22 protein-coding genes are annotated in these 25,103 nt (G+C 43.2%); 9 read left to right on the forward strand and 13 right to left on the reverse strand.

Annotated elements, in window-relative coordinates; translation table 11 throughout:
• Positions 1 to 3 precede the first annotated feature (3 nt).
• From H3U73_RS01840 to H3U73_RS10610, 10 genes are all read right to left on the reverse strand, one after another.
• Positions 4 to 243 (reverse strand): hypothetical protein, encoded by a 240-nt coding sequence (locus tag H3U73_RS01840; protein ID WP_037475112.1) that lies wholly within the window; start codon positions 241 to 243, stop codon positions 4 to 6.
• Between the two features lie 11 nt (positions 244 to 254).
• Positions 255 to 1,013, reverse strand: coding sequence for an ABC transporter ATP-binding protein (locus H3U73_RS01845; RefSeq protein ID WP_198189924.1), 759 nt, complete (start codon positions 1,011 to 1,013; stop codon positions 255 to 257).
• A gap of 60 nt (positions 1,014 to 1,073) precedes the next feature.
• Positions 1,074 to 2,030, reverse strand: coding sequence for an iron chelate uptake ABC transporter family permease subunit (locus tag H3U73_RS01850; protein WP_084547950.1), 957 nt, complete (start codon positions 2,028 to 2,030; stop codon positions 1,074 to 1,076).
• Between the two features lie 7 nt (positions 2,031 to 2,037).
• Positions 2,038 to 3,006 (reverse strand): ABC transporter permease, encoded by a 969-nt coding sequence (locus H3U73_RS01855; RefSeq protein ID WP_078475186.1) that lies wholly within the window; start codon positions 3,004 to 3,006, stop codon positions 2,038 to 2,040.
• A gap of 91 nt (positions 3,007 to 3,097) precedes the next feature.
• A complete protein-coding gene (locus H3U73_RS01860) occupies positions 3,098 to 4,066 on the reverse strand; it encodes a siderophore ABC transporter substrate-binding protein (protein WP_198189925.1) in 969 nt (322 codons plus the stop codon).
• Between the two features lie 81 nt (positions 4,067 to 4,147).
• Entirely contained in the window at positions 4,148 to 4,954 is an 807-nt protein-coding gene (locus tag H3U73_RS01865; RefSeq protein WP_198189926.1) for a siderophore-interacting protein, read from the reverse strand.
• A gap of 1 nt (position 4,955) precedes the next feature.
• Positions 4,956 to 5,897 (reverse strand): alpha/beta hydrolase, encoded by a 942-nt coding sequence (locus tag H3U73_RS01870; RefSeq protein ID WP_198189927.1) that lies wholly within the window; start codon positions 5,895 to 5,897, stop codon positions 4,956 to 4,958.
• 315 nt (positions 5,898 to 6,212) lie between these two features.
• Positions 6,213 to 6,722: a TonB-dependent receptor domain-containing protein gene (locus tag H3U73_RS10715; RefSeq protein ID WP_255516544.1), complete on the reverse strand. Its 510-nt coding sequence runs from the start codon at positions 6,720 to 6,722 to the stop codon at positions 6,213 to 6,215.
• Positions 6,694 to 7,257 (reverse strand): TonB-dependent receptor domain-containing protein, encoded by a 564-nt coding sequence (locus tag H3U73_RS10720; protein WP_370570139.1) that lies wholly within the window; start codon positions 7,255 to 7,257, stop codon positions 6,694 to 6,696. Before H3U73_RS10720 ends, H3U73_RS10715 begins: the two co-directional genes overlap by 29 nt.
• Positions 7,200 to 8,363: a TonB-dependent receptor plug domain-containing protein gene (locus H3U73_RS10610; protein ID WP_370570147.1), complete on the reverse strand. Its 1,164-nt coding sequence runs from the start codon at positions 8,361 to 8,363 to the stop codon at positions 7,200 to 7,202. Before H3U73_RS10610 ends, H3U73_RS10720 begins: the two co-directional genes overlap by 58 nt.
• A 415-nt stretch (positions 8,364 to 8,778) precedes the next feature.
• Here H3U73_RS10610 and H3U73_RS01880 point away from each other — a divergent pair, with 415 nt between their 5' ends.
• The 5 genes from H3U73_RS01880 to H3U73_RS01900 all read left to right on the forward strand — a co-directional run bounded on the left by H3U73_RS01880 (position 8,779) and on the right by H3U73_RS01900 (position 13,007).
• Positions 8,779 to 9,540, forward strand: coding sequence for a hypothetical protein (locus H3U73_RS01880; protein ID WP_198189928.1), 762 nt, complete (start codon positions 8,779 to 8,781; stop codon positions 9,538 to 9,540).
• A 277-nt stretch (positions 9,541 to 9,817) separates the two neighbouring features.
• Entirely contained in the window at positions 9,818 to 10,267 is a 450-nt protein-coding gene (locus tag H3U73_RS01885) for a pilin (protein ID WP_198189929.1), read from the forward strand.
• A 200-nt stretch (positions 10,268 to 10,467) separates the two neighbouring features.
• A complete protein-coding gene (locus H3U73_RS01890; RefSeq protein ID WP_198189930.1) occupies positions 10,468 to 10,884 on the forward strand; it encodes a pilin in 417 nt (138 codons plus the stop codon).
• 148 nt (positions 10,885 to 11,032) lie between these two features.
• Positions 11,033 to 11,494: a pilin gene (locus H3U73_RS01895; protein ID WP_198189931.1), complete on the forward strand. Its 462-nt coding sequence runs from the start codon at positions 11,033 to 11,035 to the stop codon at positions 11,492 to 11,494.
• A gap of 523 nt (positions 11,495 to 12,017) precedes the next feature.
• The gene (locus H3U73_RS01900) at positions 12,018 to 13,007 is read left to right on the forward strand and encodes a sulfatase-like hydrolase/transferase (RefSeq protein ID WP_198189932.1); all 990 of its coding nucleotides are present in this window, start codon (positions 12,018 to 12,020) and stop codon (positions 13,005 to 13,007) included.
• A 185-nt stretch (positions 13,008 to 13,192) separates the two neighbouring features.
• On the opposite strand, the gene waaA is transcribed toward H3U73_RS01900, so the two are convergent.
• The 3 genes from waaA to H3U73_RS01915 all read right to left on the reverse strand — a co-directional run bounded on the left by waaA (position 13,193) and on the right by H3U73_RS01915 (position 18,631).
• The gene (gene waaA / locus H3U73_RS01905) at positions 13,193 to 14,482 is read right to left on the reverse strand and encodes a lipid IV(A) 3-deoxy-D-manno-octulosonic acid transferase (RefSeq protein ID WP_198189933.1); all 1,290 of its coding nucleotides are present in this window, start codon (positions 14,480 to 14,482) and stop codon (positions 13,193 to 13,195) included.
• A 136-nt stretch (positions 14,483 to 14,618) separates the two neighbouring features.
• On the reverse strand, positions 14,619 to 18,098 hold the full coding sequence (gene smc / locus H3U73_RS01910) for a chromosome segregation protein SMC (RefSeq protein WP_198189934.1): 3,480 nt from the start codon (positions 18,096 to 18,098) through the stop codon (positions 14,619 to 14,621).
• A 125-nt stretch (positions 18,099 to 18,223) separates the two neighbouring features.
• The gene (locus tag H3U73_RS01915; RefSeq protein WP_100125856.1) at positions 18,224 to 18,631 is read right to left on the reverse strand and encodes a MerR family DNA-binding protein; all 408 of its coding nucleotides are present in this window, start codon (positions 18,629 to 18,631) and stop codon (positions 18,224 to 18,226) included.
• A 110-nt stretch (positions 18,632 to 18,741) separates the two neighbouring features.
• Between H3U73_RS01915 and H3U73_RS01920 the strand changes: the two genes are divergently transcribed.
• The 4 genes from H3U73_RS01920 (at position 18,742) to H3U73_RS01935 (ending at position 24,995) form a co-directional block, all read left to right on the forward strand.
• The gene (locus H3U73_RS01920; RefSeq protein WP_025331110.1) at positions 18,742 to 18,948 is read left to right on the forward strand and encodes a heavy-metal-associated domain-containing protein; all 207 of its coding nucleotides are present in this window, start codon (positions 18,742 to 18,744) and stop codon (positions 18,946 to 18,948) included.
• A 38-nt stretch (positions 18,949 to 18,986) separates the two neighbouring features.
• Positions 18,987 to 21,197: a cation-translocating P-type ATPase gene (locus H3U73_RS01925; protein ID WP_198189935.1), complete on the forward strand. Its 2,211-nt coding sequence runs from the start codon at positions 18,987 to 18,989 to the stop codon at positions 21,195 to 21,197.
• A gap of 289 nt (positions 21,198 to 21,486) precedes the next feature.
• Positions 21,487 to 23,238, forward strand: coding sequence for an ABC transporter ATP-binding protein (locus tag H3U73_RS01930; protein WP_198189936.1), 1,752 nt, complete (start codon positions 21,487 to 21,489; stop codon positions 23,236 to 23,238).
• Entirely contained in the window at positions 23,238 to 24,995 is a 1,758-nt protein-coding gene (locus H3U73_RS01935) for an ABC transporter ATP-binding protein (RefSeq protein ID WP_198189937.1), read from the forward strand. The genes H3U73_RS01930 and H3U73_RS01935 overlap by 1 nt, the downstream gene beginning before the upstream one ends.
• Positions 24,996 to 25,103 lie beyond the last annotated feature (108 nt).

The raw sequence follows: 25,103 nt of genomic DNA on the forward strand, positions 1-25,103 counted from the left end.
TTTTTAGTGATGCGGGTGTTGCCGGCGCCAGATTTTCGCGCCAATCATAATAAATACGCCAAACAGAAAAGTACACACCAGCCCCATAAAAATGAGCATAATCCGTGCCATTGACATCCGTACGGCAGCATCATCTCCCAAAAACAGCCAGATAAACCATGCAGCCAGTACGACAAACAAAGCAATCATGGCAGTAATCAGCCCCGTCATTTTGCGTGAACCGGGGGTATTATTGTTTTGCATAATAAAGCCTGCTAGAAGTGATGGATAACAAGAGGTTTCCCTTTATGGCTGACAACTTCTGTATTCAGATTAAATATGGTTTGAATATGGTCTACAGTAATAATATCTTCTGGTGTACCTTGCATAACAATCTGCCCGTCTTTAAGAGCAACAATATGGTCAGCATAGGCTGCTGCCATGTTGATGTCGTGAACCACCATAATGGTAGCCAGACCCTGTTCGCCGGTAAGCTGGTGTAATAAACGCATCAGCTCACGTGCATGATACATATCCAGATTGTTAAGCGGTTCATCAAGAATAACATGTTTGGTTTGCTGGCAGAAAGTCATGGCTACCAGTGCGCGCTGGCGCTGACCGCCGGAAAGTGCACTAAGATAACGCTGTTGCAATGGTTCCAGCTCAAAGCGCTGTAAAGCCTGATCAACAATTTGCTGGTCTTCTGCTGTGATGCGTCCCTGATTATGCGGATAGCGGCCAAACAGTAATAAATCACGTACGGTAATACGGCTCTGTATGTTGTTCTCTTGCGACAATATAGCCAATTTTCTGGCTATGGCAGTTGATTTGCTGTGGCTGACTTCAAGTTCATCAATATGGATATTGCCTTCCTGTAAAGGTTGCAGGCGGGCAATCAGTGAGAACAATGTAGATTTACCTGCACCATTGGGACCAATCAGCGCAGTAATGCTTTTATCCGGAATATCAAGATTAATATCGCGGAGAATGGGTGTACCGTTGATGTGGTGGTTAACATTTTTTATGGTAATCATAATGCTGTCAGGTTAAATCGGTGCAAAAAATGGTGATGATAAAAAAGCTACTGTTACAGCTTAGCGTTTGCGTTTTAATACCAGCCACAGAAACACAATGCCGCCGCAAAATTCAATAACGGCACTCAGTACGCCCTGCATCCCAAGCAGCTGCTCAAATATCAGCTGGCCGCTGACCAGTACCAGTGCCGCAACCAGAAATGCTGCCGGCAGCCGCAGTTGATGTTTCATATCGGGGGCGCAGGTATTAACCAGTGCACATATCAGTAAACCGAAAAAACTGACCGGACCGACCAGTGCAGTGGAGACCGAAACCAGCAGAGCAATCCATAACAAAATGCTGTGGCTCAGCCGTACATAGTTAATACCCAGTGCAATAGAGGCATTACGTCCGAGCATAAGAACATCGAGCTGATAGCGCATCCGCCAGATCCAGACTGTACTGAACAGCATGATACTCATGCCGATAATCAGCATGGTGACATTCACGGAGGTAAACTGGGCAAAATAGCTGGTTTGAGCAACCGTAAACAGAGTAGGGTCAATCAGGCGTTGCAGCAGACTATTGAAACTGCGAAACATGACTCCGAAAATCATACCGGTAAGTATCAGTCGGGCCAAGTCACCGTTACTGTTCCGGGTTAAAGTGCGAAACAGCAGGAGCGAGGCAACCATCATTATTGGTGCTTCGATAACAAATTTGCTCAGCACACTCATACTGGTGAATCCTACTGCACCGAATACAAACAAAGTAATGGTTTGCAGCAACAGATAAAGCGAATCGTAGCCAAGTAATCCCGGTGTAAGAATAGGGTTATGGGTCAGAGTCTGGAAAAGTAAAGTGGATACACCAACTGCGTAGGCAACAGTAAGCAGCATCAGCAGCTTTTTACCGCGCAGCTGCAGTACAAAATCCCAGCTTCCTTTAACGCCATATGTCATAAACAGAATACTGGCAATAATTAACAGAATACCGAGCACACCGAAAAAACGTGCACCGGAGCGATGTGACGGCATAGTGGAATTAAACTGCATGTACAGAAGGCTTTCTAAACAGCAAATACAGGAAAATCACGGTTCCGACGATACCGAAAATCAGAGACACCGGTATTTCATAAGGCGGGTCGATAGTGCGGCCGATAATGTCACAGATCAGCAGAGCGTTGGCACCCAGGAGTGCAACTGCGGGCAGATTCTGACGTAAACGGTCACCTGCCAGCCGGGAAATAATATTAGGCACTACAAGCCCGATAAAAGGAATCTGTCCGACTGTTACCACGACAATGGCAGTAATCATGGCCACGGTAATCAGGGAAATCCACATCATTTGTGCATAGTTGATACCGAGGCTGGTACTGATATTTTGTCCCAGTCCGGCAATGGTAAGCCGGTCAGCCAGAAAATAAATAACTAATGTCATCAGGCCCGTAATCCACAGCAATTCGTAGCGTCCGGCGAGTACTGCAGAAAAATCGCCGGCAAACCACACTGCCAGCAATTGCAGGGTATTGGTTTCCACGCCGATAAAATTTACCAGTGCTTCAATAATACTGCCATAGATTATCCCGATTAGCGGAATCATTAATTGCCGGTGTGCAGGCAGACGCCGAAATAAAAATAAAAACAGCGTCATCCCCAGCAAAGCAGTCAGACTGGCGCAGCTCATTTTGGTCAGCTGACTGGCCTGCGGCAACCAGATGGAGACCAGTAATACCCCAAGTGCTGCACTTTGGGTAGCACCAACCATACTCGGTTCCAGAAAACGATTGCGCAATACTATCTGTAACACCATACCCGCTACGGCCAGTGTGGCACCGGTGAGAATAATCGCCAGAGAACGGGGTAAACGGCTATACAAGAGCAAAGAACGGGTATCATTACTGATAAACAGATCACCCCAATGAAAAGAAGCTGCACCAATACTAATGCTGATAATCAGTAAAATAGGTAATAGCAAAAAATTGATTGCATTAATCTGAGAGGAACGAAGCATATGACAGAAAAAATACAGACAACAGGTTTGCGCTAATACTGCATATTTATGCAGCATAGCACAACCTGATTATCGTGAATAAAACTCCGGCTTAGTGTGACATTGCCGCTTTAATATTGGTCAGATCAGTTTTCATTTGCTGTACGCCGCCTGCGGCCAGATAGGATGCACTGCTCAGATAAATAACGTGACCTTCTTTCCATGCTTTAGACTGACGTACCAGATCATTATTCAGTACAGCCTGAGCGGTTTTACCTTCTTCGCCGATGGCAGCAGTACGGTCAATAACGAATAACCAGTCCGGATTGATTTTCTGCACGTATTCGAAAGAGACAGACTGACCATGCGGAGAAGCCGGAATGCTGGTATCTGCAGCCGGTACGCCAACCTGAGTATGAATCCAGCCAAAGCGAGAGGAAGAACCAAATGCTGAAAGTTTGCCGGCATTAACCATCAGTATCAGACCAGTGCCTTTTCCTTTGGCTGCCTGCTGGGTTTCATTAAGCAGATTCTGGATATCATCATGCAGTTTTTTCGCTTCAGCTTCTTTCTTAAACAGCTTACCGTAGCTATCAAGCATTTTCATGCCATCGCCAATTAAATCCTGTCCGCTGTCAGACATATCGATAGTAGGAGCAAGAGCAGCGAGTTCATCATATTTCGGAGCGGTACGACCTGCGATAATAATAAGCTGTGGTTTCAGCGCATTAAGTGCTTCCATATCCGGTTCAAATAAAGTACCGGTATTATTTACCGTTTCCAGAGTTTGCTGCAGATACGGTACCAGCACTTTTTTCGGGGCACCGATAACCGGCACTTTCAATGCCTGTAAATCATCCAGTGTAGCCATATCAAATACTACAACTTTAGACGGATTCTCCGGTACGGTTATTTCTCCGCGGGCAGTATTTATTGTCACTGTTGGTCCGTTAACAGCAGTTGCAGCAGCAGACGAAGCATTACTGGCAGTGTGATTCTCATTGGTTTTTTCGCCACAGGCAGAAAGCAGAGACAAAGTTAAAACAGACAAAGCAAAAGGTTTCCAGCAAGATTTAATCATTTTTCAGTATTTCCTATCATTATCGTTTGCATTAATTATACCGCCTGAACAAGGCTAAAGTTAATTTTCTTGAGCAGGTATCTATTTATCAATAAATCTGTGTCGTGTTTCATGATAACTATCTTCATTTTCTCCCTGACGCCAGTAGGGGACGGCATAATGGCGCTGAGGCGGTAATTGCCACTGTGTACGCAGCAATTCACGCAGTGGCTTAACCAGTGCTGCTTCACCGGCAACCCAGGCAAAGTCATCATCATTCAACGGGGCAAAACTATTTATATGCTCTACTACAGCAGGAATCTGGTTCAAATCACCAAAAAAGGTATGCAGATGCATTTTTTCAGGTAACGGGAGTGATGCTGGCAGATCTTCTGCTTGCGGTAATAACAGCACAGCGTCACCGCTCGCATCAGCGGCAATATCTGCCAGCAGAGATTCAATAGCCGGAAGAGCTGTAATATCACCGGCAAATAAATAGCGTGACGCTGTTTTCAGCATCGGATTCGGTCCGCCGGGGGAAGAGATTCCAAGAATATCTCCAGCCTGAGCATGCTCGGCAAAAGATGAAGCGGGTCCGGTGTCTCCGTGTTTGACAAAATCAATACTTACCGTACACGACTGTGCATCATAATTGCGAATGGTATAGGTACGCACAATCGGTTTATTATCCGGCTCAGTCCAGTTAAAACCATGACCGGAAAACTGGGGTAATTGCGGTGTTATCTGACCATCCGGTGCCAGAAATATTTTGATATGGGCACCATTGTACTGATGCGGATAATCGGTCAGCTCCGGACTATGCAAAACCAGCCGGCGTAAATTCGGGCTCAGATCGATAATATCCTGAACGCGTGTCAGATAAGCCTGATGTGGTGAACGTTTATTCATTTTATTGCCTGATTACTGGATAAAATAATGCCTGCTGCAGGCTTTTGCCAAACAGGCTGCCATGATTTTCCTGCGGATAATGCTCATATCTGATAGTTAAATCAGTTTTTTGCTCTAATTCGTTAATGAATTTGTTAATCAGACCGGCATATCTGGCTGTATGCTCATTGCGTATGCGGATACGTGCGGCCGCCTGAGGATTTTTCGGTAATTTACCGGCTTTGAGTTTGCTGCTTAAAACCCATAGACTGCTGCCGGAAAAAGCCACCTGACGTTTAAGCATGGTTTCAGCTTCCTGCTGTAACAGATCGCCGTGTAACCAGACGGACGGATCGGCAGCAATATAGTGCTGAAAAAAATTAGGCTGAGTAAACAAAGTATGCATAACCATCAGCCCGCCGTAAGAGTGCCCCCACAGAGTTTGTGCATTGGGATTAATCCGAACCTGTTGATTCACTGCCGGCATAATTTCATTCTGAATTAAATCCAGAAATATATCAGCCCCGCCGTTTATTCTGGTTGAATCAAGAGGATCGGTATTGTCATTGTCCGGCGCAATGGTGTAATCGTAGGCCCGTGCCTGCGCATCAAAGCGTTTATCTGTGGCATAGCCAATCAGTATCAGCACCGGAGGCTGAGGCTGTGCGGACAGTGCCCGCATATTTTCCGGCGTAAGAAAATCCAGTGCAGCATTTCCGTCCAGAATATAGAAAGCAGGAAAACCCTCTGCAGAAGCTTTGCGGTCGGGAGCTGCTATATAAACCCGGTAATGACGCTGTCCGTCTGTAGAAGTAAACGCAAGCGTATTAAACAGATAGCCGCTGTCTGATTGCTTTAATGCAGCAAAATTAGCTGGTTCATTCAGATTAGGCTGAGCTTTGGCTGTGTTGTGCAAGATTAAGGCCGTAAAAAACAATAAAAGAAAAATAATAATCTGGCGCATATTTAATCTTTCCGTCAGTTGATTGGTATTACAGAATATATGGAGACAACAGGACGGGTGTGCGGTAAGATTTTGTTGCTGCATGGTAAAATTAATCGAATACCAGTTAAAAATATTGCCGGATCAGGTGGTTTGGTTAAAGTACAGTCAGATTGAATAACCTTTGTCTGTTTACTTAATAAAGTTGCTCATTATGTGTAAACAATAATCATTACTATTTATGATAGTAACTGAAATTGATTGATAAGTCACGGTGAAAAATAATTTGCTTATAAAAAACAGGCTGCCCGAATGGCAGCCTGTTTGCAGAAAGTATCAGAAAGAAACTTTCATACTGCCCCATACTGCTCTGCCGCGTTCATTGTATGTATACGCAGTGCCGCGCAGTGTGGAGGCGTAGATACGTTTATTGAATATATTTGACATTCCGGCTCTGATATTAATATTTTTATTTACAGCGTAACCGGCGGAAATACCCCAGATACCATAACTGCCGATTTCTTCTCTGCTCAAACCGGTAGTTCCTTTTCCTCCGTTACCGATACCTGCTTCAACAGGATTTACCGGTACTGTGCGCGGTTTCTGGCGGCCATAATAAGTATAGGTAAGTAATGTGTCCCATTTTTCAGCAGGATTCCAGGCCAGAGACGAATTAATCGTATATTTAGGGATGACAGATACAGGATTGCCGGTTTCCTTATTTTTGGAGTTAAACATATAAGTAAAATTGTTTACCCATTTCCATTTGCTTGAAAACGGCAGGGTTAAATTGCCTTCCAGTACTTCTACCAGCGCTTTACGGGTATTGCCATTGAAAATAATCATATCCGCCTGAGCGAGAATTCGTATCAGTACTGTCTATTAATATAATCTGCCGGCCGGCTTCAATCTTATTTTTGTAATCATTGCGGAAATAAGCCAGAGAAGCCAGATAACCATTTTTATTAAATTCAAAACCCAATTCTTTATTAATACTGGTTTCCGGTTTGAGATTACTGTTACCTATCAGATAGCAGCCACGGCCGCTTCCGGAAGAGGTGGCACAACCATTGCCTTTGCTGTACAGCATATAACTGTCTGTACTCTGGTACAGATTCGGAACTTTGTAGGCACGTGCTATTCCGCCTTTAATCAGCCAGTTCGGATGAAGCTGCCATGACAGATTAACTCCGGGGCTGACATTGCCGCCCGTTTTATTATTGTGATCATAGCGCAGCATTGGTATCAGTTTTAAATAGCCGGCCCAGCTGCTTAGTGACGGTGTGTGGTTAGCCGGAGCCGGATAAACTGCCCCGGGAAGAGTTATACGGCGCAGACCATCCGGGTCATCCAGTTTATCGTGCTGATATTCCGCACCCACACGTGCGACACACCTAATGTAAACGGAAAGTGTATTTCACCCGTCAGGCGTTTTGTTGTCAGAGTACTGTCTTTATAAGTAATATCTTTGCTGCCCAAATCCTGACACAAGCCTTCAGGACCACCTGACAGCGCTTCAGAGCAGTGGCTGTTGGTAGTTTTATCGTATTGAGCTACCAGTTTGCTGTCACCCCAGTACCATATACCTTCATGAGTCAGTGCAAAACTCTGGCGGTATACTCGGCGGGTTTCCTTACCATATAAACTTTGGGTGTAATCAGTCTGTACATTATTGGGACCATCACCGTTATAGCAATTGCCCTGCCGGCTGTAGGTAGTATCCAGTGTCAGAGTTTGTGCCGGAGACAGGCTCCATGCCAGCCGTCCGCCAATATCTTTATTAATCAGACCTTCCTGTCCGGCAGCCAGCGATTTACTGCCTTTATCATTCGAACGCTGATTAATGAATGGTGAATCTGCATCAGTACTATTCAGATTGCCATATATCTGAAAGCCGATACGATGTGTATCGCCTTCTTCTTTATCTGCCGGCAAATTCATAAACGCATTGATAGAACCGTGAAACTCATTACTGACTTTTTTTGTCACAATGTTCACTACACCGCCAGCTGCACCAGAACCATAGCGTGTGGCAGCCGATCCGCGAATAACTTCAATTGATTGAATTTCTGCTACCGGTACCCAGTTTCCGTCGCCAATGGTGTCACGTTCACCGCGCCAGCTCATGCGTGCACTGTTGCGCGAAGTAACCGGCCGGCCATCAATCAGTATTAAGGTGTTTTCCGGACCCATTCCACGAATATCAATCTGGCGTTTATTGCCATGCTGACCGGAAGCAGTATTATTGGTCAGATTGACACCGGGCATTGTACGCACCAGCTCAGAAATATCATTGACCGGTGTTTTGCGTTCAATATCCTGACTATCAAGTTCAGAAACGCCAAGAGACTGTTTAACCTGCTGTTCGGCGGTGACGTAAATATCGTCCAGCTTTGCTGAATTATCCTGAGCATAAACAGTACTGCCGGTAAAAATAATGAACGGAATTAATCCCAGTTTAAAAGAAGGAAAAGGGTGATCAGATATATTATTGAGTTACGAAAAGAGAAAAATTGATAAATCCGCGAATAGGTAATGAATACCATTATTATTTTTAACTAAAACCATACTGATTAATCAAAAAATACAAATTCATACTTAATCAGTATAATAACTATCGGTACTTACATAATTCAGTTTAATGTGACAAAATTTGACACATTTGGCAAATAATCTATTCAGTGAGATGACGAGAAATGTATATTGATAAATTAAAAAATTGATTTATTTAAAAAAACTAACGGAGAATTTTGTTTTCAGACTGGATATTCAGCAGAAAATGTAATTCTGACAGGCATATCTTTATCAAAATTAAAATATATACAAAGAATTGAAATTAAAATAGAAAATAATCAGCTAAATGAGAAAATCAACTTTTTATATTTGTCAGTATATTTTTTTATTGTTATTGATTACAGGTGTCTTACCTGCGCAAGCAGAAGATTCTGTTTCGAATTCCTTTAATACAACCGGACAAGTAAAAATATTACCGGTGACTCAGACTTGTACGGGTACACCATGGCAACATATTGTATGGGTGCATGTACATGATAATGAAGAAACTGCACGTCAGACCGCATTAATGGCATTAAACCAGATTCAGCAGGGCTGTTTGCTGGATTTTCGCCATGGTGGCAGCCGGGAAATCAGGATACAAACAAATGAAGTAAATTATCACTTTGATCCAAATAGAATTTTTACTGAAACCGGCCGGAAGAATGCATTAAAATGTCTGCGCGGTAATTGTGCTCAGGCAAGAGAAGAGTTAACTCAAGAGGTCGACAGTTTTCTGAATCAGTATATGATTCACGCCAAATTGATTGTTGCTTTGCATAACAATCATCCAAGTGGATTATCCATACGAAACTATGTGCCTGGTGGCTCAATGGCGCAAGGGATGAGCCAGGTAGCGGTCAGCCCCGATAAAGATCCTCATGATTTTTTCTATGTTACCAGCCAGCGGGCCTTTGAGTTTTTGTCCGGCCGTAATTTCAATGTCGTTTTACAGAATAATCAAACTGTTCGTGATGATGGTTCATTATCAGTATGGGCAGCCCGGCAAGAGATTGATTATATTAATTCTGAAGCCGGTACAGGAAATCTGGCCAGTCAGATGGTTATGCTTGCAGCAGTATGGGCGTATATGCAGGAATATTACCTGTAATTTTCTAGATTAAGTCTGGAAAGAGATATCTAATTTACAATTATATACGTCGGATATTATTGTCTGACTATTAATAATAAAAAACTTAATTTATAAATTTTGTCAAAAATTTTATTAAAAATAATTAAATCAATCAATTATTTATAAAATAAAAGTACATATCTGATTTTTTAATTAAAATAAATAAATTTTTGTATTGAATAATCAAATATAATAATAAATATTACATTTGCAAGTTAGTCGGACAATCAATCAAATTTAAACATACAAAATCATCATGAGTTTACATCACCAGGGTTTTACATTAATTGAAATAATGATTGCGATAGCAATAATAGGGATACTGACTGCCATTGCCGTGCCCACTTATATGGATTACAGTGCAAAAGCTCAGCTTGCTGAAGCAGCAGATTTGGCAGGAAACCTGAAAGCGCAGGTTTTAGATAGTTTACAGAATCAAAAATGCCGGGCACAAAATCCATCAGAGTATAGTTATAAAGGAAAATACGGAATTGCAGAGATTACGACAGAATTTCCTGTCGTGAATGCACAGCATTCGGCTACTGCCAGAACAGGCTGTTCTATCCGATATACGGTATATTCGCAGAATGCTTCATTTGTTCTGGTAAATAAATATCTGGAATTAGATGTGCTAAGGAACGGAACATTAAAACTCAATAACGGTACTATAGAACAGAAATACTTGCCTAGAGCTTTGGTTATTTAATTAGCCGCAGCATCATTGTTGAATTTAAATGAATCTATATACAAAATTTTGAGTAATTCAGATTTAACATTCTTTTGAAAAATATATGCCATTTGCAAAAAAAAGTGGTATGTATGTTGTTTTCACTTCCATAAATATCTGATCTGGTCGGACAATGAAAATATATCTATTGGAAAAAAGTATTCACTCTTATAGAGTTAATGATCGTTATTGCTGTAATCGGGGTACTGGCGGCTATAGCGCTTCCTGCTTATAATGATTATATAGCTCGGACGCAAGCTAGTGAGGCTTCGAGTATGGCTGGGATTTTGAAATTACAAATTTTTGAGAATCTGCAAAATAATACATGCATTGATTCAGGAACCAATTCTGTTGAGAGTCAGACCGGTAAATACGGTACGGCTACTATTGATAGTAATGCTTCAATATCATCAGGGGCTTCGGCTAATTCAGTTACAGGATACACAATTACTTACAAAGTAAAAAATACAGATGTCTCTGCTGCTATTGCAAATAAAATACTGGTAGTGGATGTTTTGAAAAACGTATCATTACGTAAAAATACTACTTTAACCATAAATGATAAATATATTCCCAGCGTATTTCGGAATATTTAAAATATAAAAATCAAAATATTATCTTGCAAGATGCATTTTTGTATTTTAAAAAATAATTAAATTTTAAAATCTGGCATGAAATTTGCTCCAGTATTATACAAATTGATGTGTTAATGAATTTTCAACCGTTTTTAAGATGGAGAATAAAATGAAAGCTTTTCAAAAAGGTTTTACTTTAATTGAATTGATGATCGTTATCGCAATTATCGGTATCCTTGCTGCAATTGCCGTACCTGCTTACTCTGATTATATTGCCCGTTCTCAGGCTTCAGAGGCTTCCAGTCTGGCTGCTGGTCTGAAAACTCAGATTATCGATAATTTGCAGAATAATAATTGTATGTCAGGTGACAATAATTCACTTGATACCACCATTGATGAGCAGACTGGTAAATACGGTGTAGCAAAAATCGGTGGTACTGCTAAAACCGGCAGTATTTCTGCTAACGCTCCAACAGGCTGTACAATTACATATACAGTAAATCCAAACAAAGTATCTGCTTCTATTGCTACTAAGACCTTAGTATTGGATGTATTAAAAAATGGTTCACTGAAGAAAAATACTTCTTCAACTATGCCTGATAAATATATACCTAAAGCATTCACAATCTAAATATTCAGGAAATGTATACATACAAAGCCGCGGTAGCGGCTTTTTTTTCATTAAGCATATGTACATATGAAACGAATTAAGTATGAGTTTTGATAAGAATTTTCCAACAATTATTAAAATAGCAAATCTGTTAAAGTGTTATTTTCCATTACGATTTTGGATTTTTTTATTACTTTATTTATTAATAACCAATGGTTTGTTCTGGCTGGCTCATATTTTTGTTTACTCTGAAAGATATATTATTGTTTTAGAGTATATATGGATTTTGCCCTTAATATTCCTGCGCAGACGCTGGTCATTAATATTATTTGCTCTGGCATACACGGTAGTATATATATTTGATATTCTGTACTGGATTAAACAATTTTATCATTATGATAATATTGTCGAGTTTATTGAGATTTTACGTTTTATTCCTCATGCCCCGAAATTATACTGGTTATTTATAGCAATATTTGTTCTGTATTTAGCAATAAGTCTGTTTCTCATACTTAAATATATTGTTCGGCTATGTTCTGGCAGAATGATATGGTCATTGGGCATACTGTATCTGATTTTTGCAGTTTTCTTCTTTGATTATCGCGGGGTCAATCTATCCAATCGTTATCAGACAACTGGCTGGTGGGGAAGTTATTATGAAACGATTCAAAATCTGAAATTCAATCATGAATTTTTCTGGCGAGGTACGGTTAAACCGGAATTTTATGACTGGCCGCACGGCGGTGTATTGCAAAAGCAGATTGATATGCAGAATCCGCCTAAAAAAATATTGTTCATTCTAAATGAGTCGTGGGGAACGTTTATACCTGAACACGGAGCTGTTAATCCGTCTGTTGATGCTCCGTTAAAGAATATTCCGAATGTGCAGTTAATTGCACAGGGAGAAAATCCCGCACTGCACAGTACTATTATGGGAGAACTGCGTGAGTTATGCGATTTAAAAGCTAAAAGTTCTAATTTTGTTCTGGGTCCGTTTGATAAATTCAAACAATGTGTTCCTGTACACCTGCAAAAAGAAGGTTATCTGGTTCAGGCTTTTCATGGTTCATATTCTAAAATGTATGACCGTAAAGACTGGTATCCGCATATGGGTCTGCAAAACGCCCGTTTTTTCCCGCAATTCAGTAATATCAAACAATGCCATTCATTTCCCGGCGCTTGTGATTATAATATTGTGCATGATGTGTCTGCCGCAAATAAAGCTGCGCAAGGCAAATCATTTATCTATTGGCTGACACTCGACACTCATCATCCGTATTCTGAAAAGGATATACTTGGTAATTATACTTATGATTGTAAACAGCCGATATTTGACGGCCGGCAGGAGGCATGCCGGAATCTGAATTTACAGCATCAGTTTTTTACTGTACTTGCCAATGAAATTAAGGCCGGAGGTTTTAAAGACACAGACATAGTGGTTGTTGGTGATCATAGCCCGCCAATTATCCTGGATAAATATAAGGACAGTTTTAAGGAAGATTCTGTGCCATTTATTCATGTACGTGTACATTAATGTAGCTTAGCATTAAAAAAGCCGGACAAATTTCTATTGTCTGGCTTTTTTTATCTGCTTAGAAAATTCAGTATGCAGTTTATCGGCCAAATATAAAAGTTGTTAATTGATATTAATAGAAATTAGTATTTATCTAAGATTTTTTATGCTCTCAGTTTAATTTTAAATCTCTGATTTTTTAAAATTCAATCAGCTGATTGTTCATTGGTATGACTACTCAGACAATCATAAATGGTTTGTGCCATGCGCTCACTTGCTCCCTGATGCTGCCGGATAAAGGCTTGTGCACTGGCAGACATCTGCTTTCTTTGCTGTAAATCATCCAGCAAAGCCAGCGTTGTTGCTGCCCAGTCTTCTGCAGACTGAATTTGCCTGGCTGCGCCGGCGGCAATTGCTTTGGGCGCGGCGTCGGCAAAATTATAGGTAGAAGGACCAAACAGAGTAGGGAGTTTGCACACAATCGGTTCGATAATATTATGGCAGCCGCTGTCGACCAGACTTCCGCCTACAAAGGCAATATCGGCACATTCATAGTAGGCAAACAGTTCGCCGATACTATCACCTATCCAGACCTGAGTCTGTTCGGCGATATTCTGGTTATCACTGCGTTTTTGGGTAATAAAATTCAGTTTTTCGGCATATTCGTAAGTTGGCTCAAAGCGCTCAGTATGACGCGGAACGATAATCAGCAGGATATTACCGGTTTTTTGTTTTGCCCATGCATCAAGCAGTAACTGAGCTTCGTCTGTGCCGTGATAAAAGCGGGTACTGCTGCACACAACTACCGGCCTGTTGCCAATACGCTGTCTGAATGTTTGTGCCAGTTCAGCCATTTCTGCCGGCGGAGTAATATCATATTTGGTATTACCACAGACCTGAATATTGGCAGCACCGATTTGTTTAAGCCGCTGAGCATCCGCCTCAGTCTGGGCGTAACAACCGGTTAACGTGCCCAGAGCCGGCGTAACCAGTGAGCGTACTCTCAGATAACCGTGCAGAGACTTTTCGGATAAGCGCGCATTAGCCATAAACAGCGGAATCTGATTGTCGGCGCAGGCATTAATCAGATTCGGCCAGATTTCTGTTTCCATTAATACGCCGAATACAGGCTGGTGATCCCGGATAAATTGTTTAACCCAGGATTTTTTATCATAGGGCAGATAACGGCATTGTGCTTCAGGAAAAAAATGCTGTACCGTGGCACGGCCGGTAGGTGTGGTTTGCGTCATCAATAATGGCTTATCCGGAAAATGCTTTTGCAGCGCACGGATAAATTGTAATGAAGCACGTGTTTCACCAACAGAAACCACATGAACCCAGATGCCGTGTTTTACCGGATCGGGATAAGGTTTGCCGAAACGTTCAGACCAGTTAAGCGCATATGCCGGTGCCAGCGCAGCACGCCGGCGTAAATACCTGCGTAAAAAGGGTGGTGCTATCTGCCATAAGATTTGGTATAAAAAATTCAGTAGCATAGGTATTGCTTGTAATGGTCTGTTGCAGAGAATTATAAATTAAAAAAAGACTGATTATCAGGAATGATTCAGCAGCCATGAATCGAAAAAGCAGAAGCTGTATTGTGCAGTTAGTGCCATTCTGTTATCTGCGCACTTAAGCTTCAGCCATATCCAGTGCCTGGCGGATATTGACTTCAACAATACGCGAAACACCTTTTTCCTGCATGGTTACCCCTACCAGCTGCTCGGCCATTTCCATCGTCAGCCGGTTATGGGAAATATACACGAACTGAGTCTGTGCCGACATTTGCTGAACCAGATTGCAAAAACGGCTGGTATTGGCATCATCCAGCGGGGCATCTACTTCATCCAGCAGACAGAACGGAGCGGGGTTAAGGCTGAACAGGGCAAAGACCAGACTCATGGCAGTTAAGGCTTTTTCTCCGCCGGAAAGCAGATGAATAGTGCTGTTTTTCTTGCCCGGCGGACGCGCCATAATGGATACGCCGGCGCTGAGTAAATCATCGCCGACCATATCCAGTCTGGCCTCACCACCACCAAATAAGGTAGGAAAGTAGCTTTGTACTTTTTCGTTTACCGCATCAAAAGTAGTTTTAAAGCGGGTTTTGGTTTCTTCATCAATTGTACTGATGGCTTCTTCCAGTAAGGCAATAGCCGCCTGTACATCCGCTGTTTGTGTCTGATAATACTCAGCGCGCTCATGTGCTTCTTCCAGCTCCTGTAATGCCGCCAGATTAACCGCACCCAGTGCATTGATTTTCTGTGCCAGTGCCGCAATTTCCTGATTTAATTCCGGTACAGCCTGCTGTGACTGATTAAACAGTTCGGCTAATGGCTCCAGATCAGCCTGATTCTGTTGCAGAGTTTCGTGAAAACGTCTGGCATTCAGCAAGGCTTCCTGTTGCTGCAACAAGGCAGTCTGAGTATCGGCCTGTAACTGCGGAAGCTGGCTGTTGAGATTGTGCTGCTGTTGCTGTATGTGCTGTAATTGCTGCTGGAGCTGTTCAAGCACTTGCTGTGCAGTTGTACACTGTTCAGTAGCTGCATCGATTTGGGTATTCAGTTCTTCGGTTTGCAGGGTTTGTTCGTCTTCCATTTCCTGCTCGGCAATCCCGAGTGCAAGCTCGCTCTGACGTTCCTGCCAGCGTTCCGTTTCGCATGCAATACGCTGCTGTTCCTGTGTGGCAGTCTGAATCCGCTGTTGCAGGCGTACTATAGCCATTTCTACTAAACCCTGCTGCCGTCGCGCTTCCAGCAATGCCAGCTGGCTCTGTTTCAAAGTTTGCTGCTGGTTTTGCTGGCTGGCAGTATGATTTTGTAATTGCGGACGCAATTGTTCTACCGCGAGTGTAAGATTTTCAGTATCAGCCTGCGTTTGCTGCTGCACATGTTGCTGTTGCGCCAGCTCACTGATGATTTGTGCGCTTTCCTGCTGAATATGTTCCTGCCGCAGTTGTCCCTGGCTGGTGCGTGCCAGTAACTCAGTAGCCTGAGCAGAGGCTGTTTGCCAGCGCTGTTGCTGTTGTTTAAGCTGTTGCTGACACTGATTCAGCCGTTCTTCCGTGTTCTCAAGGTTGCGCTGTGCCAGCTGCATGGTTTCTGCAGCCTGCTGCAAAGGTTGTTCCAGTGCAAGCAGTGCCTGTTGCTGTTCGCGCAATTGCTGCTGCTGTTGCAGCAGACCGGTGCCATTATCTTCAGCATACAATGTCACACTGATGGCATCTATGCAGTGGCCTTCAGGAGTAATAATAAGCTGTTGTGCCTGTAAATCAGCCTGCCCGAGCAAAGCCTCTTCCAGTGTTTCTGCACAAAATACCTGTCCGAGCCAGCATTGTATGGCTTCGGAAAATGGAGCCTGAACTTCTATATGCTGTAAAAGGGCATTTGTTGCCCATTTTTGCCGGTTGGTTTCAGCTGTCTGATTAACCCAGACGGTTGTGTGTTCTGGCAGAGTATCTCCAGGTTGCAGCTGTTCGGTATACTGTGCCTGTAGTCTGTGTCCGAGGACAACGGTTGTCGCATGCTGCCATTTTTTGGCAACCTGCAAATGTTGCCACAATAAAGGAATATTACTATCTGTTTCTTTTTCAATACTGCTGCGCTCAGCTTGCGGAAGCATGGCTGTTAACGCTTCTACCTGTGCGCTAAGAGTAAGCTGCTGTTTGTCCAGCTGCCGGTATTGCTGCTGAGCCAGAAGCAGTGCTTCCCGTGCGCTTTCACGCTGCTGTTCATATTGCAGCAGGTTCTCTTCCAGCGTAGTTACAATATGTTCCAGCTCTGCCGCTGTCTCACGGGCGGTTTCCAGCTCTCCGTTTTGCGGTAAGGCCAGTTGCGTCAATTCTTCTTCCAGACGCTGCCGGCGCTGCTGCAATTGAGCAATGGCCGCTGTCGCATGCTGGTGCTGCTGTTGTTTGATGGCCAGTTCACGTTCCAGACGTGCCAGCTCATTTTGCTGGTTCTGACGAGTGCGCTCGCCCTGATGAGCCAGTTCTTCCAATTCAGGCATGCGCGCTTCATGTTCGGCGGCCTGTAAAGCCCATTCTTCACGCTGTAATTGCTGTTCTTCCAGTTCTGAACTGGCCGATTCCAGCTGTTGCTGTTGCTGAATATTTTCATTGTGCAGGCGTTGCAGCTCAGTTTGTGCCTGAGTCTGTTCACGGGCAATACGCTGCTGCCAGTCACGCCGGTGGCGAATCTGTTCTTCCAGCCGTGCCCATTGTTCACGCAGACCGGCTCGCTGCATTTCAGCTTCGCGTACTCGCTGTTGCTGTTGCTGTTCCTGTTCGCGCAGCTGCTGTAATTGCTGTTCCAGTGTTTCCAGTTGCAGCTTCAGTGATTCCTGTGCATTGCCATGCTGCTGGTAAAGTGCTGTGGCACTGTCTGCCTGATGCAGAGCCTGCTGCCACTGGCTGTAATCAAATAAATTCTGTTTATCGGCTATCTGAGCTTTCAGCTCCTGATAGCGCTGTGCGGTATTTGCCTGTCGCCGGAGTTTTTCTACCTGACGATCCAGCTCGCTTTGTAAATCGGCCAGTCGCTGTAAATGTTCACGGGTATCGGCAAGACGATTTTCAGTTTCACGGCGGCGTTCTTTGTATTTAGACACGCCGGCGGCTTCTTCGATATGGGCACGCAGCTCTTCCGGCCGTGCTTCAATGATGCGGGAAATCATTCCCTGCTCAATAACGGCGTAACCGCGGGCACCAACGCCAGTTCCGAGAAACAAATCGGTAATATCACGGCGGCGCACAACCTGATTATTAATGAAATAAGTAGAATCGCCCTGACGGGTCAGCTGGCGTTTTATCGCCACTTCGGCATATTGTCCCCATGCTCCCTGAAGCTGGCCGTCACTATTGTCAAATACCAGTTCGACACTGGCACGCGGTGCCTGGCGGCGGGTATTGGCACCATTAAAAATCACGTCCTGCATGCTTTCGCCGCGCAACTGCCGGGCGGAAGCTTCTCCCAGAACCCAGCGCACAGCATCAATCACATTGCTTTTGCCGCAGCCGTTTGGTCCGATTACCGCTACCAGTCTGCCCGGTACCGCAATCGTGGTGGGATCAACAAAGGATTTAAAGCCGGAAAGCTTGATATGGGTAAGACGCATAGCAACAATAAAGCCCGGGAAAAGTGCCGAAAAGCGACTATTTTAGCTTGTTTTAAGTAAAAAGACAGTTTTAGTTACTATGAATAACAGCCAGTCCTGAACGGATAACACAAACCGGAGCCGGCTTAACTGTGACTACCGGCATAACCATGCTTATCCAGCCCGTCGATAATCGCACAGTGTGGTGAAGCATCACCGCCACAGCGGTTGTACCAGTTTTCCAGTGTCTCTTTCATGCTGGATAAATCATTAATTTTCTGGTTAAGACGCTGTATGTGCTCACCTGCCAGTGCTTTCACATCAGCACTGGTGCGCTGCGGATTGTTGCGTAATGCAAGCAGCTGGGCAATCTGCGCCAGCGAAAAATCTACTTCGCGGGCATGTCTGATAAAGCACAGTGTGGCAATATCGGCTTCACTGTAATCGCGGTAGCCATTACTCTGGCGCACAGGCTGAATCAGTCCGGCAGCCTCATAATCACGGATAGTTTTACTGGATAAACCGGTTAATTTTTCTGCGGCACTGATATTCATAAGATAAAAATCTGAATTTGCATATGTAAAGCTTGACTCTATCACAGTGTTAAGGTTTAAGCTGTACTTTATCTACTTTTTATTAAACCCGAATCCATAAGGAGACAGAAATGCAAATGGTTCAGTTTAAAATTGACGGTATGACCTGCGAAGGTTGTGCCAAAAGTGTGACATCAGCACTGCAGGGCAGCCCGGGTGTGGAAACTGTGGCGGTTAATTTTGCAACCGGTATTGCCGATATTGGCTTTGACGACAGCCTTACTAACGTAGATACCCTCAAAGCCGCGGTTGAAGCTGCCGGTTTTGATGTAGTTTAATCCTCAGATATGCGGCTGGAAAACAGAAGGACAGAACCATGGAACAAACTCAGCACACTAACGGCAATACAGCCGAAACAGCGCGCTTTGCCATTGAAGGCATGGACTGTCAGGCCTGTGCCAACCGCATAGAAAAAGTATTGCGTCGGCAGCAGGGTATTATTGCTGCCGATGTTAACTTTGCCAGTGATGAATTACAAACCTGTTTTGACAGTAAGCTGCTGAGTACAGACGATATAGTTCAGATAGTGGCAAAAACCGGATTTAAAGCCACAGCCGTAACCAGTGCCAGTATCGAAGCACTGGCTGAAATGCAGAATGAGGAGCATAAAACGACAGCGATACCGTGGCGTCTGGCGGTTATCTGGATCATTGCTCTGCCTTTTGTTATCGGTATGCTGGGCATGCTGCTGGGACAGCACTGGATGCTGCCGCCATGGTGGCAGTTTGTTCTCGCTTCGATTATCCAGATTGGTCTGGCGTGGCCGTTTTACAATAGTGCGATTAAATCCCTGCAAGGCGGCGTAGCCAATATGGATGTACTCGTGTCTCTGGGCACGGTCGCTATCTGGCTCTATTCCAGTATTATGCTGTTTAATCATCAGCATGATGCGCATCACTATATCTATTTCGAAGCCAGCGTGATGGTAATTGCCTTTGTTTCGCTGGGCAAATATCTGGAACAGCGGACTAAAAAACAAAGCCTCAACAGCATGAGCATGCTACTGCAACTAACTCCGAAAATGGTGCGCAGACAAACAGACAACGGCTGGCAGGAAGTACCGCTCAGCCAGATACAGAAAGGTGACATCCTGCAAACCAATGCCGGCAACCGCATCGCTGCCGATGGCATTGTGCACAGTGGTGAAGCATGGTGTGATGAAAGCTATCTCACCGGTGAATCTAAACCATTACTGAAACAGGCTGGTGATAAAGTACTTGCCGGTGCATTACTGAGCAATGGCGGTCTCACCTATCAGGCACAGACCCTTGGCAGTCAGACTCTGCTGGGTGACATGATGCAGGCACTGGCGCAGGCACAGGGCAGTAAAGCGCCGATTGCACGGCTGGCTGATAAAGTATCCATGGTATTTGTGCCTGCCGTAGTTGCCATAGCCGTATTAACTTTTATTCTGAACTGGTGGTTTGGTGGTGATTTTAACGAAGCAGTGACCCGCGGCGTAGCCGTACTGGTAATTGCCTGTCCGTGTGCGCTGGGTCTGGCCACACCGGCCGCGATGATGGTGGGTATGGGGCGCTCGGCGCGGTACGGAGTATGGTTTAAAGATGCAGCCTCACTTGAGCGTACCAGTCAGGTCAATACGGTTGTACTGGATAAAACCGGCACTCTTACTCAGGGTAAACCTCAGATTGTTGCCCAGTGGCGAAATCCCGCTTGTCAGTATGATGCGCAAACTATTCTGCAACTGGCTGCCGCCGCTGAACAGCTCACCACTCATCCGCTGGCGCAGGCGGTAATTCAGGCTGCTGAACAGCAAAACCTGCCGGTACTAACCGCCAGCAATAGCCACAGCGAAATCGGGCAGGGTACACAGGCGCAAGTAGACGGTTATGGCGCGGTAAAAGTCGGCAATCCTGCATGGTGCGGTTTCAGCATACCCGGGCAATTACAGCAGCAGGAAATCTGGCAGATTGCCAGTATTGTGGTTGTCGCTATTAATAATGAAATAGCAGGTGCATTTGCCATTGCTGATGCTTTAAAAGAAGACACTGCCAGTGCAATTAAACGCTTACAGCAGCAAAATATTGATATTCATATTATGAGCGGTGACCAGCACAGTGTAGTTGAATACATTGCCAGACAACTGGGTATCAGCTATTATCAGGCAGAAATGAATCCGCGTGCCAAGGCCGAAGCGGTGAGAGCGCTGATGCAGCAGGGCAAGGTGGTAGCGATGGTCGGCGATGGTATCAACGATGCGCCGGCACTGGCCGCGGCGGATGTCAGCTTTGCCATGTATGGCGGGGCAGATGTGGCCACCAATACTGCTTCAGCTACGCTGATGCGTCATTCGGTGACTCAGGTAGCCGATGCGCTGGCTCTGGCTCACGCTACTGTACGTGTCGTTAAACAAAACCTGTTTTTTGCTTTTTTCTATAATATTCTCGGAATCCCGCTGGCTGCAATTGGCTGGCTCAGCCCGGTAATCGCCGGCGCGGCAATGGCAATGAGCTCGATTTCAGTATTGCTTAATGCTTTACGACTGCGAAAAAGCAGGCTGGACTGAATAATAAATTTTCTGTACAGGCAGATAAATCGCTGCTTGCATAACAATAAAAATAAAAATATCAGTTTCTTAACCCTACCAAAAAATCTGCAACTAAAGTAGTAGTACTCTACTTTGGCAATGTATTTTTTTATCTGTCTGATTGTAAATAATTTATCAGATGATAATCAATTGCCGAATATATGATTTAAAAGAATCATAACTTAACGAATAATCAGAAAAAAACAGCTTTTTTTCTATTCGGATTTTCTTATTGCATGATAGATATGGGCTAAGGAGAAACTTTATTATGAATCATACGGATATATTTCTGCCAGTAAAGAATAAAGTATCTTATTCTATATTTTTGGCATCAATTGCTCAGGTGCTTAAACTGAGTATCTGGCTAATGTTGATCTGGGTCCTGTACCAATTAATGTTGGATGCCAGTGTCTTCCCAGGACTGCCCATTCTCTCTCTGCTTGTGCTGAGCATTCTTTTTTATACGCTGAGAACTTATGCCCACGATAAATCTCACTATGCGGCATTTGAACTAGAAGAAATATTACGAACCAGGCTTATCAAAAAAATCAATCAATTGCCGATTGAAACGGTTAGAAACATGGGCAGTGGGAATCTTGTTAAAACATTAATTGATGATATTAAAGAATTACATGCTTTTGTGGCTGATGCTCTGCCTTTAAAAGCTGAGGCATTCGTTACCCCATTTTTTACCTTACTCGTTTTATTTATCTTTAATTGGGTCTTTGCAAGCATTGTATTTGCAATCACTTTAGTTACTTTTCTGCTGCTGAGTTTTATCATGAAAAAAGCTAAGCTTTTAAAGGAAAGCTATAACAATGCAACTATTCAAATCAACGGTAAAATCATTGAATATATTCAGGGAATGAGTGCAGTAAGAACATTTGATGCCGGGGAGGGGGCATTCGGTCAATATAAAAAAGCGCTGGAAAATTATAGTCAGGTGGTCTTTCATTGGTTGCAATCTATGCGATTGTCTACAAAAATTGCCCGCAGCCTTTTCTCTGCTATGCCGATGAGTATCATATTAGTTGTTGGATTGAGCATAGCCCAGCTAAATGACCAAATCTCTTTTATCACGACGTTCTGTTTTTTATTGCTGGCGATCGGTATTGCAGAAAGTGTTTATCCTGTGATGAGCCTGTTTCAGATATTACAAAAGTCAAAAGCAGCAATAGAAAGGATATTTGAAGTTGAAAATCTGCCAATTTTAAAGGCTCCCACCAACCCGCTATTACCTGACAATAATGAGATTATTTTTAAAAACGTTGGGTTTTCTTACCAGAATTCTGGCACTGTTTTATCCAATATCAATATCAAAATTCCTGAAAATTCATTTACTGTTCTTATAGGTACATCTGGTTCTGGCAAGACAACGCTGGCTAATCTCATTCCTCGCTTTCTTGATACAACCTCTGGAACGATAACTTTAGGTGGCGTGAATATAAAAGATATTGAATACGCTGAACTTATGTCGAGAATTTCATTTGTCTTTCAGGATAACTTTTTATTCTCGTGTTCGATCGCAGATAACATACGCTATGGGTTAAACGGTATCTCTGACGATGACGTTATTGAAGCCGCCAAAAAAGCTGAAATTCACGACTTCATTCTGACCCTTCCTGAACAGTATAACACTCTGGCAGGAGAAAGAGGGCAGCTATTATCAGGTGGTCAGAAACAGAGAATCACCATTGCCCGGGTTTTTCTGCAAAATCGACCAATCGTTATTTTAGATGAACCGACGGCTTTTTCTGATGCCCGAAATGAAGCTTTGTTGTTAAAAGCCTTTAACCGTCTAATTGATAGAAATAAAACTGTCATTATGGTAACTCACCGCTTATCGACGATTGTCAATGCCGACCAAATAATATTATTGGATAAAGGGATGATTAAAACTCATGGGACACATAATGATTTAATCGAAAATTCTAGTGACTATAAATTGTTGTGGCAAGAGTATAACAAAGCAAAAAGTTGGTCGATTCCAGTCAATAATTTGGCTGATGGAGAAAAGTGATGAAAGAGTATCTTAATACACACACACGCACAACAAAATCATTGCTGACAACGTATACTGGCTTAATTAATGCGGCAGGTAAGCAAAAGAAAATATTGATCCGCAGTCTGATTTATACTGTGATTTCCTCTTGTCTGTTTGGCATTTCGCTGGTTTTACTATATCCCTTATTTGCTGCGCTAGAAGCCAAAAATATTACTGCAACACTCACTCATTTAATTATTGTCGTTGTTCTACTGGCGGGTAGTTTTATTTTTAAGGTGCTTTGTGAACGCTATGATGCGGATGGTTATTCGACCTTAGCCGTTACCGAGTTAAGGGAAAAATTAGGCAATAAGTTACGTAATATTTCCTTAGATTATTTAAGTCAGTTTAGATCTGGCGAAATAAATCACCTTATGATGCAAAGCGTAAATGAAGCGGCAGTATTTACATTTATGCTGCTCAATATCATCATTACCGGCGTGGTTATACCACTGTCAGCTGCAATTGCCTTGTTATTTTACAGCTGGCAACTTTCTTTGATGATGCTCTTGGTTTTTCCAATGGCAATTCCACTCTATCTGTGGCGCAGGAAGGCCTATCGCAGAGGTTTTAGCATTCTGGCAGAAGCCAATGCAAAATTAAAAGGTGAAGCTGTCGAGTTTGTACAAGGACTTGATGTATTAAAATCGACAGGCCAAACCGAAGAAAAGATGACAGAGTTTGTTAAGGTAACAACAGATGTGGCAAATATACTGCGCATTGGCACGAAAAAAGGGGAAAAACCTAATTTAATTATAACCATCGTGATTCAAGCTGGTTTAATCCTTATCATCTCGTTAGGTGCGTATTTGGTGAATGCTGCAACCATTTCCTACCTCTTGCTAGCCTGCGTGTTATTAATCGTTGCCCGTTCCACAGATGTATTAAACTTTTTTGTACAAATGTCATCGATGCTTGAATCATTGGTTATAGGGTATGAAAAATTGCAGGAACTGTTGAATGCACCGTCATTACCTGAAAAAAAGGCAGAGATTATGCCTGAGCACTATAATATTGAATTTGAAAGAGTTAACTTTTCGTACCGGAGTCAGGACAAGTACGTACTTAAGAATATATCCCTTCATATCCCGGAAAAAGCATTAACCGCTCTGGTCGGTGCCAGTGGCTGCGGTAAAACTACAATAACCAAGCTTATTCTCCGGTTTGCTGATGTAATATCAGGCAGTATTAAAATCGGTGGTATTGATATACGAGATATGTCTCAGAGGCAGTTAATGAGTCTAGTCTCTGTCGTATTTCAGGATGTTTATTTGTTTCAGGATACCATTATTAATAATATCAGAATGGCAAAATTATCCGCTAGCGACGAGGAAGTCATCGAAGTTTGTAAACAGGCGAATTGCCACGAATTTATCCAGAATTTTCGCGACGGTTATCAAACACAACTGAATGATATTGGCAAAAGTCTCTCTGGTGGGGAAAGGCAGCGTATCTCTATTGCCAGAGCCATTTTGAAAAATGCACCTATTCTTATCCTCGATGAGCCAACTGCCGCTCTCGATACTGAGAATGAACTGGCAGTGCAAAAGGTGATTAATAAGCTCGTACAAGGGAAAACAGTATTAGTTATTGCCCATCGGCTTTCAACTATCATCGGAGCTAAGCAAATTGTAGTAATTGATAAAGGCGAAATAGTGGAAAGTGGTACTCATCAGCAGTTATTGCAACAAGATGGGATTTATAAGGAGTTTTGGCATCTCCAGCAAAACTAACTCCATCTGCCACATTAATGTTATTGCCCATTGTGAATTAAGCAGTATAGACAGCTTAATGTGTTGCAACATTCTTAGTCGTTTACTCTGCATCTTTGAAATTGGGTA

The sequence above is a fragment of the Snodgrassella sp. W8124 genome (assembly GCF_016100875.1).
In the GTDB taxonomy this organism is placed as follows: Bacteria; Pseudomonadota; Gammaproteobacteria; order Burkholderiales; family Neisseriaceae; genus Snodgrassella; species Snodgrassella alvi.

What these genes read in the sequence shown, in the direction of transcription:
- H3U73_RS01840 (WP_037475112.1), bottom strand. Translation starts at nt 243, where the DNA reads ATGCAAAACAATAATACCCCCGGTTCACGCAAAATGACGGGGCTGATT.
- H3U73_RS01890 (WP_198189930.1), top strand. Translation starts at nt 10,468, where the DNA reads ATGATCGTTATTGCTGTAATCGGGGTACTGGCGGCTATAGCGCTTCCT.
- H3U73_RS01915 (WP_100125856.1), bottom strand. Translation starts at nt 18,631, where the DNA reads ATGAATATCAGTGCCGCAGAAAAATTAACCGGTTTATCCAGTAAAACT.
- smc (WP_198189934.1), bottom strand. Translation starts at nt 18,098, where the DNA reads ATGCGTCTTACCCATATCAAGCTTTCCGGCTTTAAATCCTTTGTTGAT.
- H3U73_RS01860 (WP_198189925.1), bottom strand. Translation starts at nt 4,066, where the DNA reads ATGATTAAATCTTGCTGGAAACCTTTTGCTTTGTCTGTTTTAACTTTG.
- H3U73_RS01895 (WP_198189931.1), top strand. Translation starts at nt 11,033, where the DNA reads ATGAAAGCTTTTCAAAAAGGTTTTACTTTAATTGAATTGATGATCGTT.
- H3U73_RS01885 (WP_198189929.1), top strand. Translation starts at nt 9,818, where the DNA reads ATGAGTTTACATCACCAGGGTTTTACATTAATTGAAATAATGATTGCG.
- H3U73_RS01900 (WP_198189932.1), top strand. Translation starts at nt 12,018, where the DNA reads ATGATATGGTCATTGGGCATACTGTATCTGATTTTTGCAGTTTTCTTC.
- H3U73_RS01925 (WP_198189935.1), top strand. Translation starts at nt 18,987, where the DNA reads ATGGAACAAACTCAGCACACTAACGGCAATACAGCCGAAACAGCGCGC.
- H3U73_RS01855 (WP_078475186.1), bottom strand. Translation starts at nt 3,006, where the DNA reads ATGCTTCGTTCCTCTCAGATTAATGCAATCAATTTTTTGCTATTACCT.
- waaA (WP_198189933.1), bottom strand. Translation starts at nt 14,482, where the DNA reads ATGCTACTGAATTTTTTATACCAAATCTTATGGCAGATAGCACCACCC.
- H3U73_RS01865 (WP_198189926.1), bottom strand. Translation starts at nt 4,954, where the DNA reads ATGAATAAACGTTCACCACATCAGGCTTATCTGACACGCGTTCAGGAT.
- H3U73_RS01935 (WP_198189937.1), top strand. Translation starts at nt 23,238, where the DNA reads ATGAAAGAGTATCTTAATACACACACACGCACAACAAAATCATTGCTG.
- H3U73_RS10715 (WP_255516544.1), bottom strand. Translation starts at nt 6,722, where the DNA reads ATGATTATTTTCAATGGCAATACCCGTAAAGCGCTGGTAGAAGTACTG.
- H3U73_RS01930 (WP_198189936.1), top strand. Translation starts at nt 21,487, where the DNA reads ATGAATCATACGGATATATTTCTGCCAGTAAAGAATAAAGTATCTTAT.
- H3U73_RS01870 (WP_198189927.1), bottom strand. Translation starts at nt 5,897, where the DNA reads ATGCGCCAGATTATTATTTTTCTTTTATTGTTTTTTACGGCCTTAATC.
- H3U73_RS01920 (WP_025331110.1), top strand. Translation starts at nt 18,742, where the DNA reads ATGCAAATGGTTCAGTTTAAAATTGACGGTATGACCTGCGAAGGTTGT.
- H3U73_RS01845 (WP_198189924.1), bottom strand. Translation starts at nt 1,013, where the DNA reads ATGATTACCATAAAAAATGTTAACCACCACATCAACGGTACACCCATT.
- H3U73_RS01850 (WP_084547950.1), bottom strand. Translation starts at nt 2,030, where the DNA reads ATGCCGTCACATCGCTCCGGTGCACGTTTTTTCGGTGTGCTCGGTATT.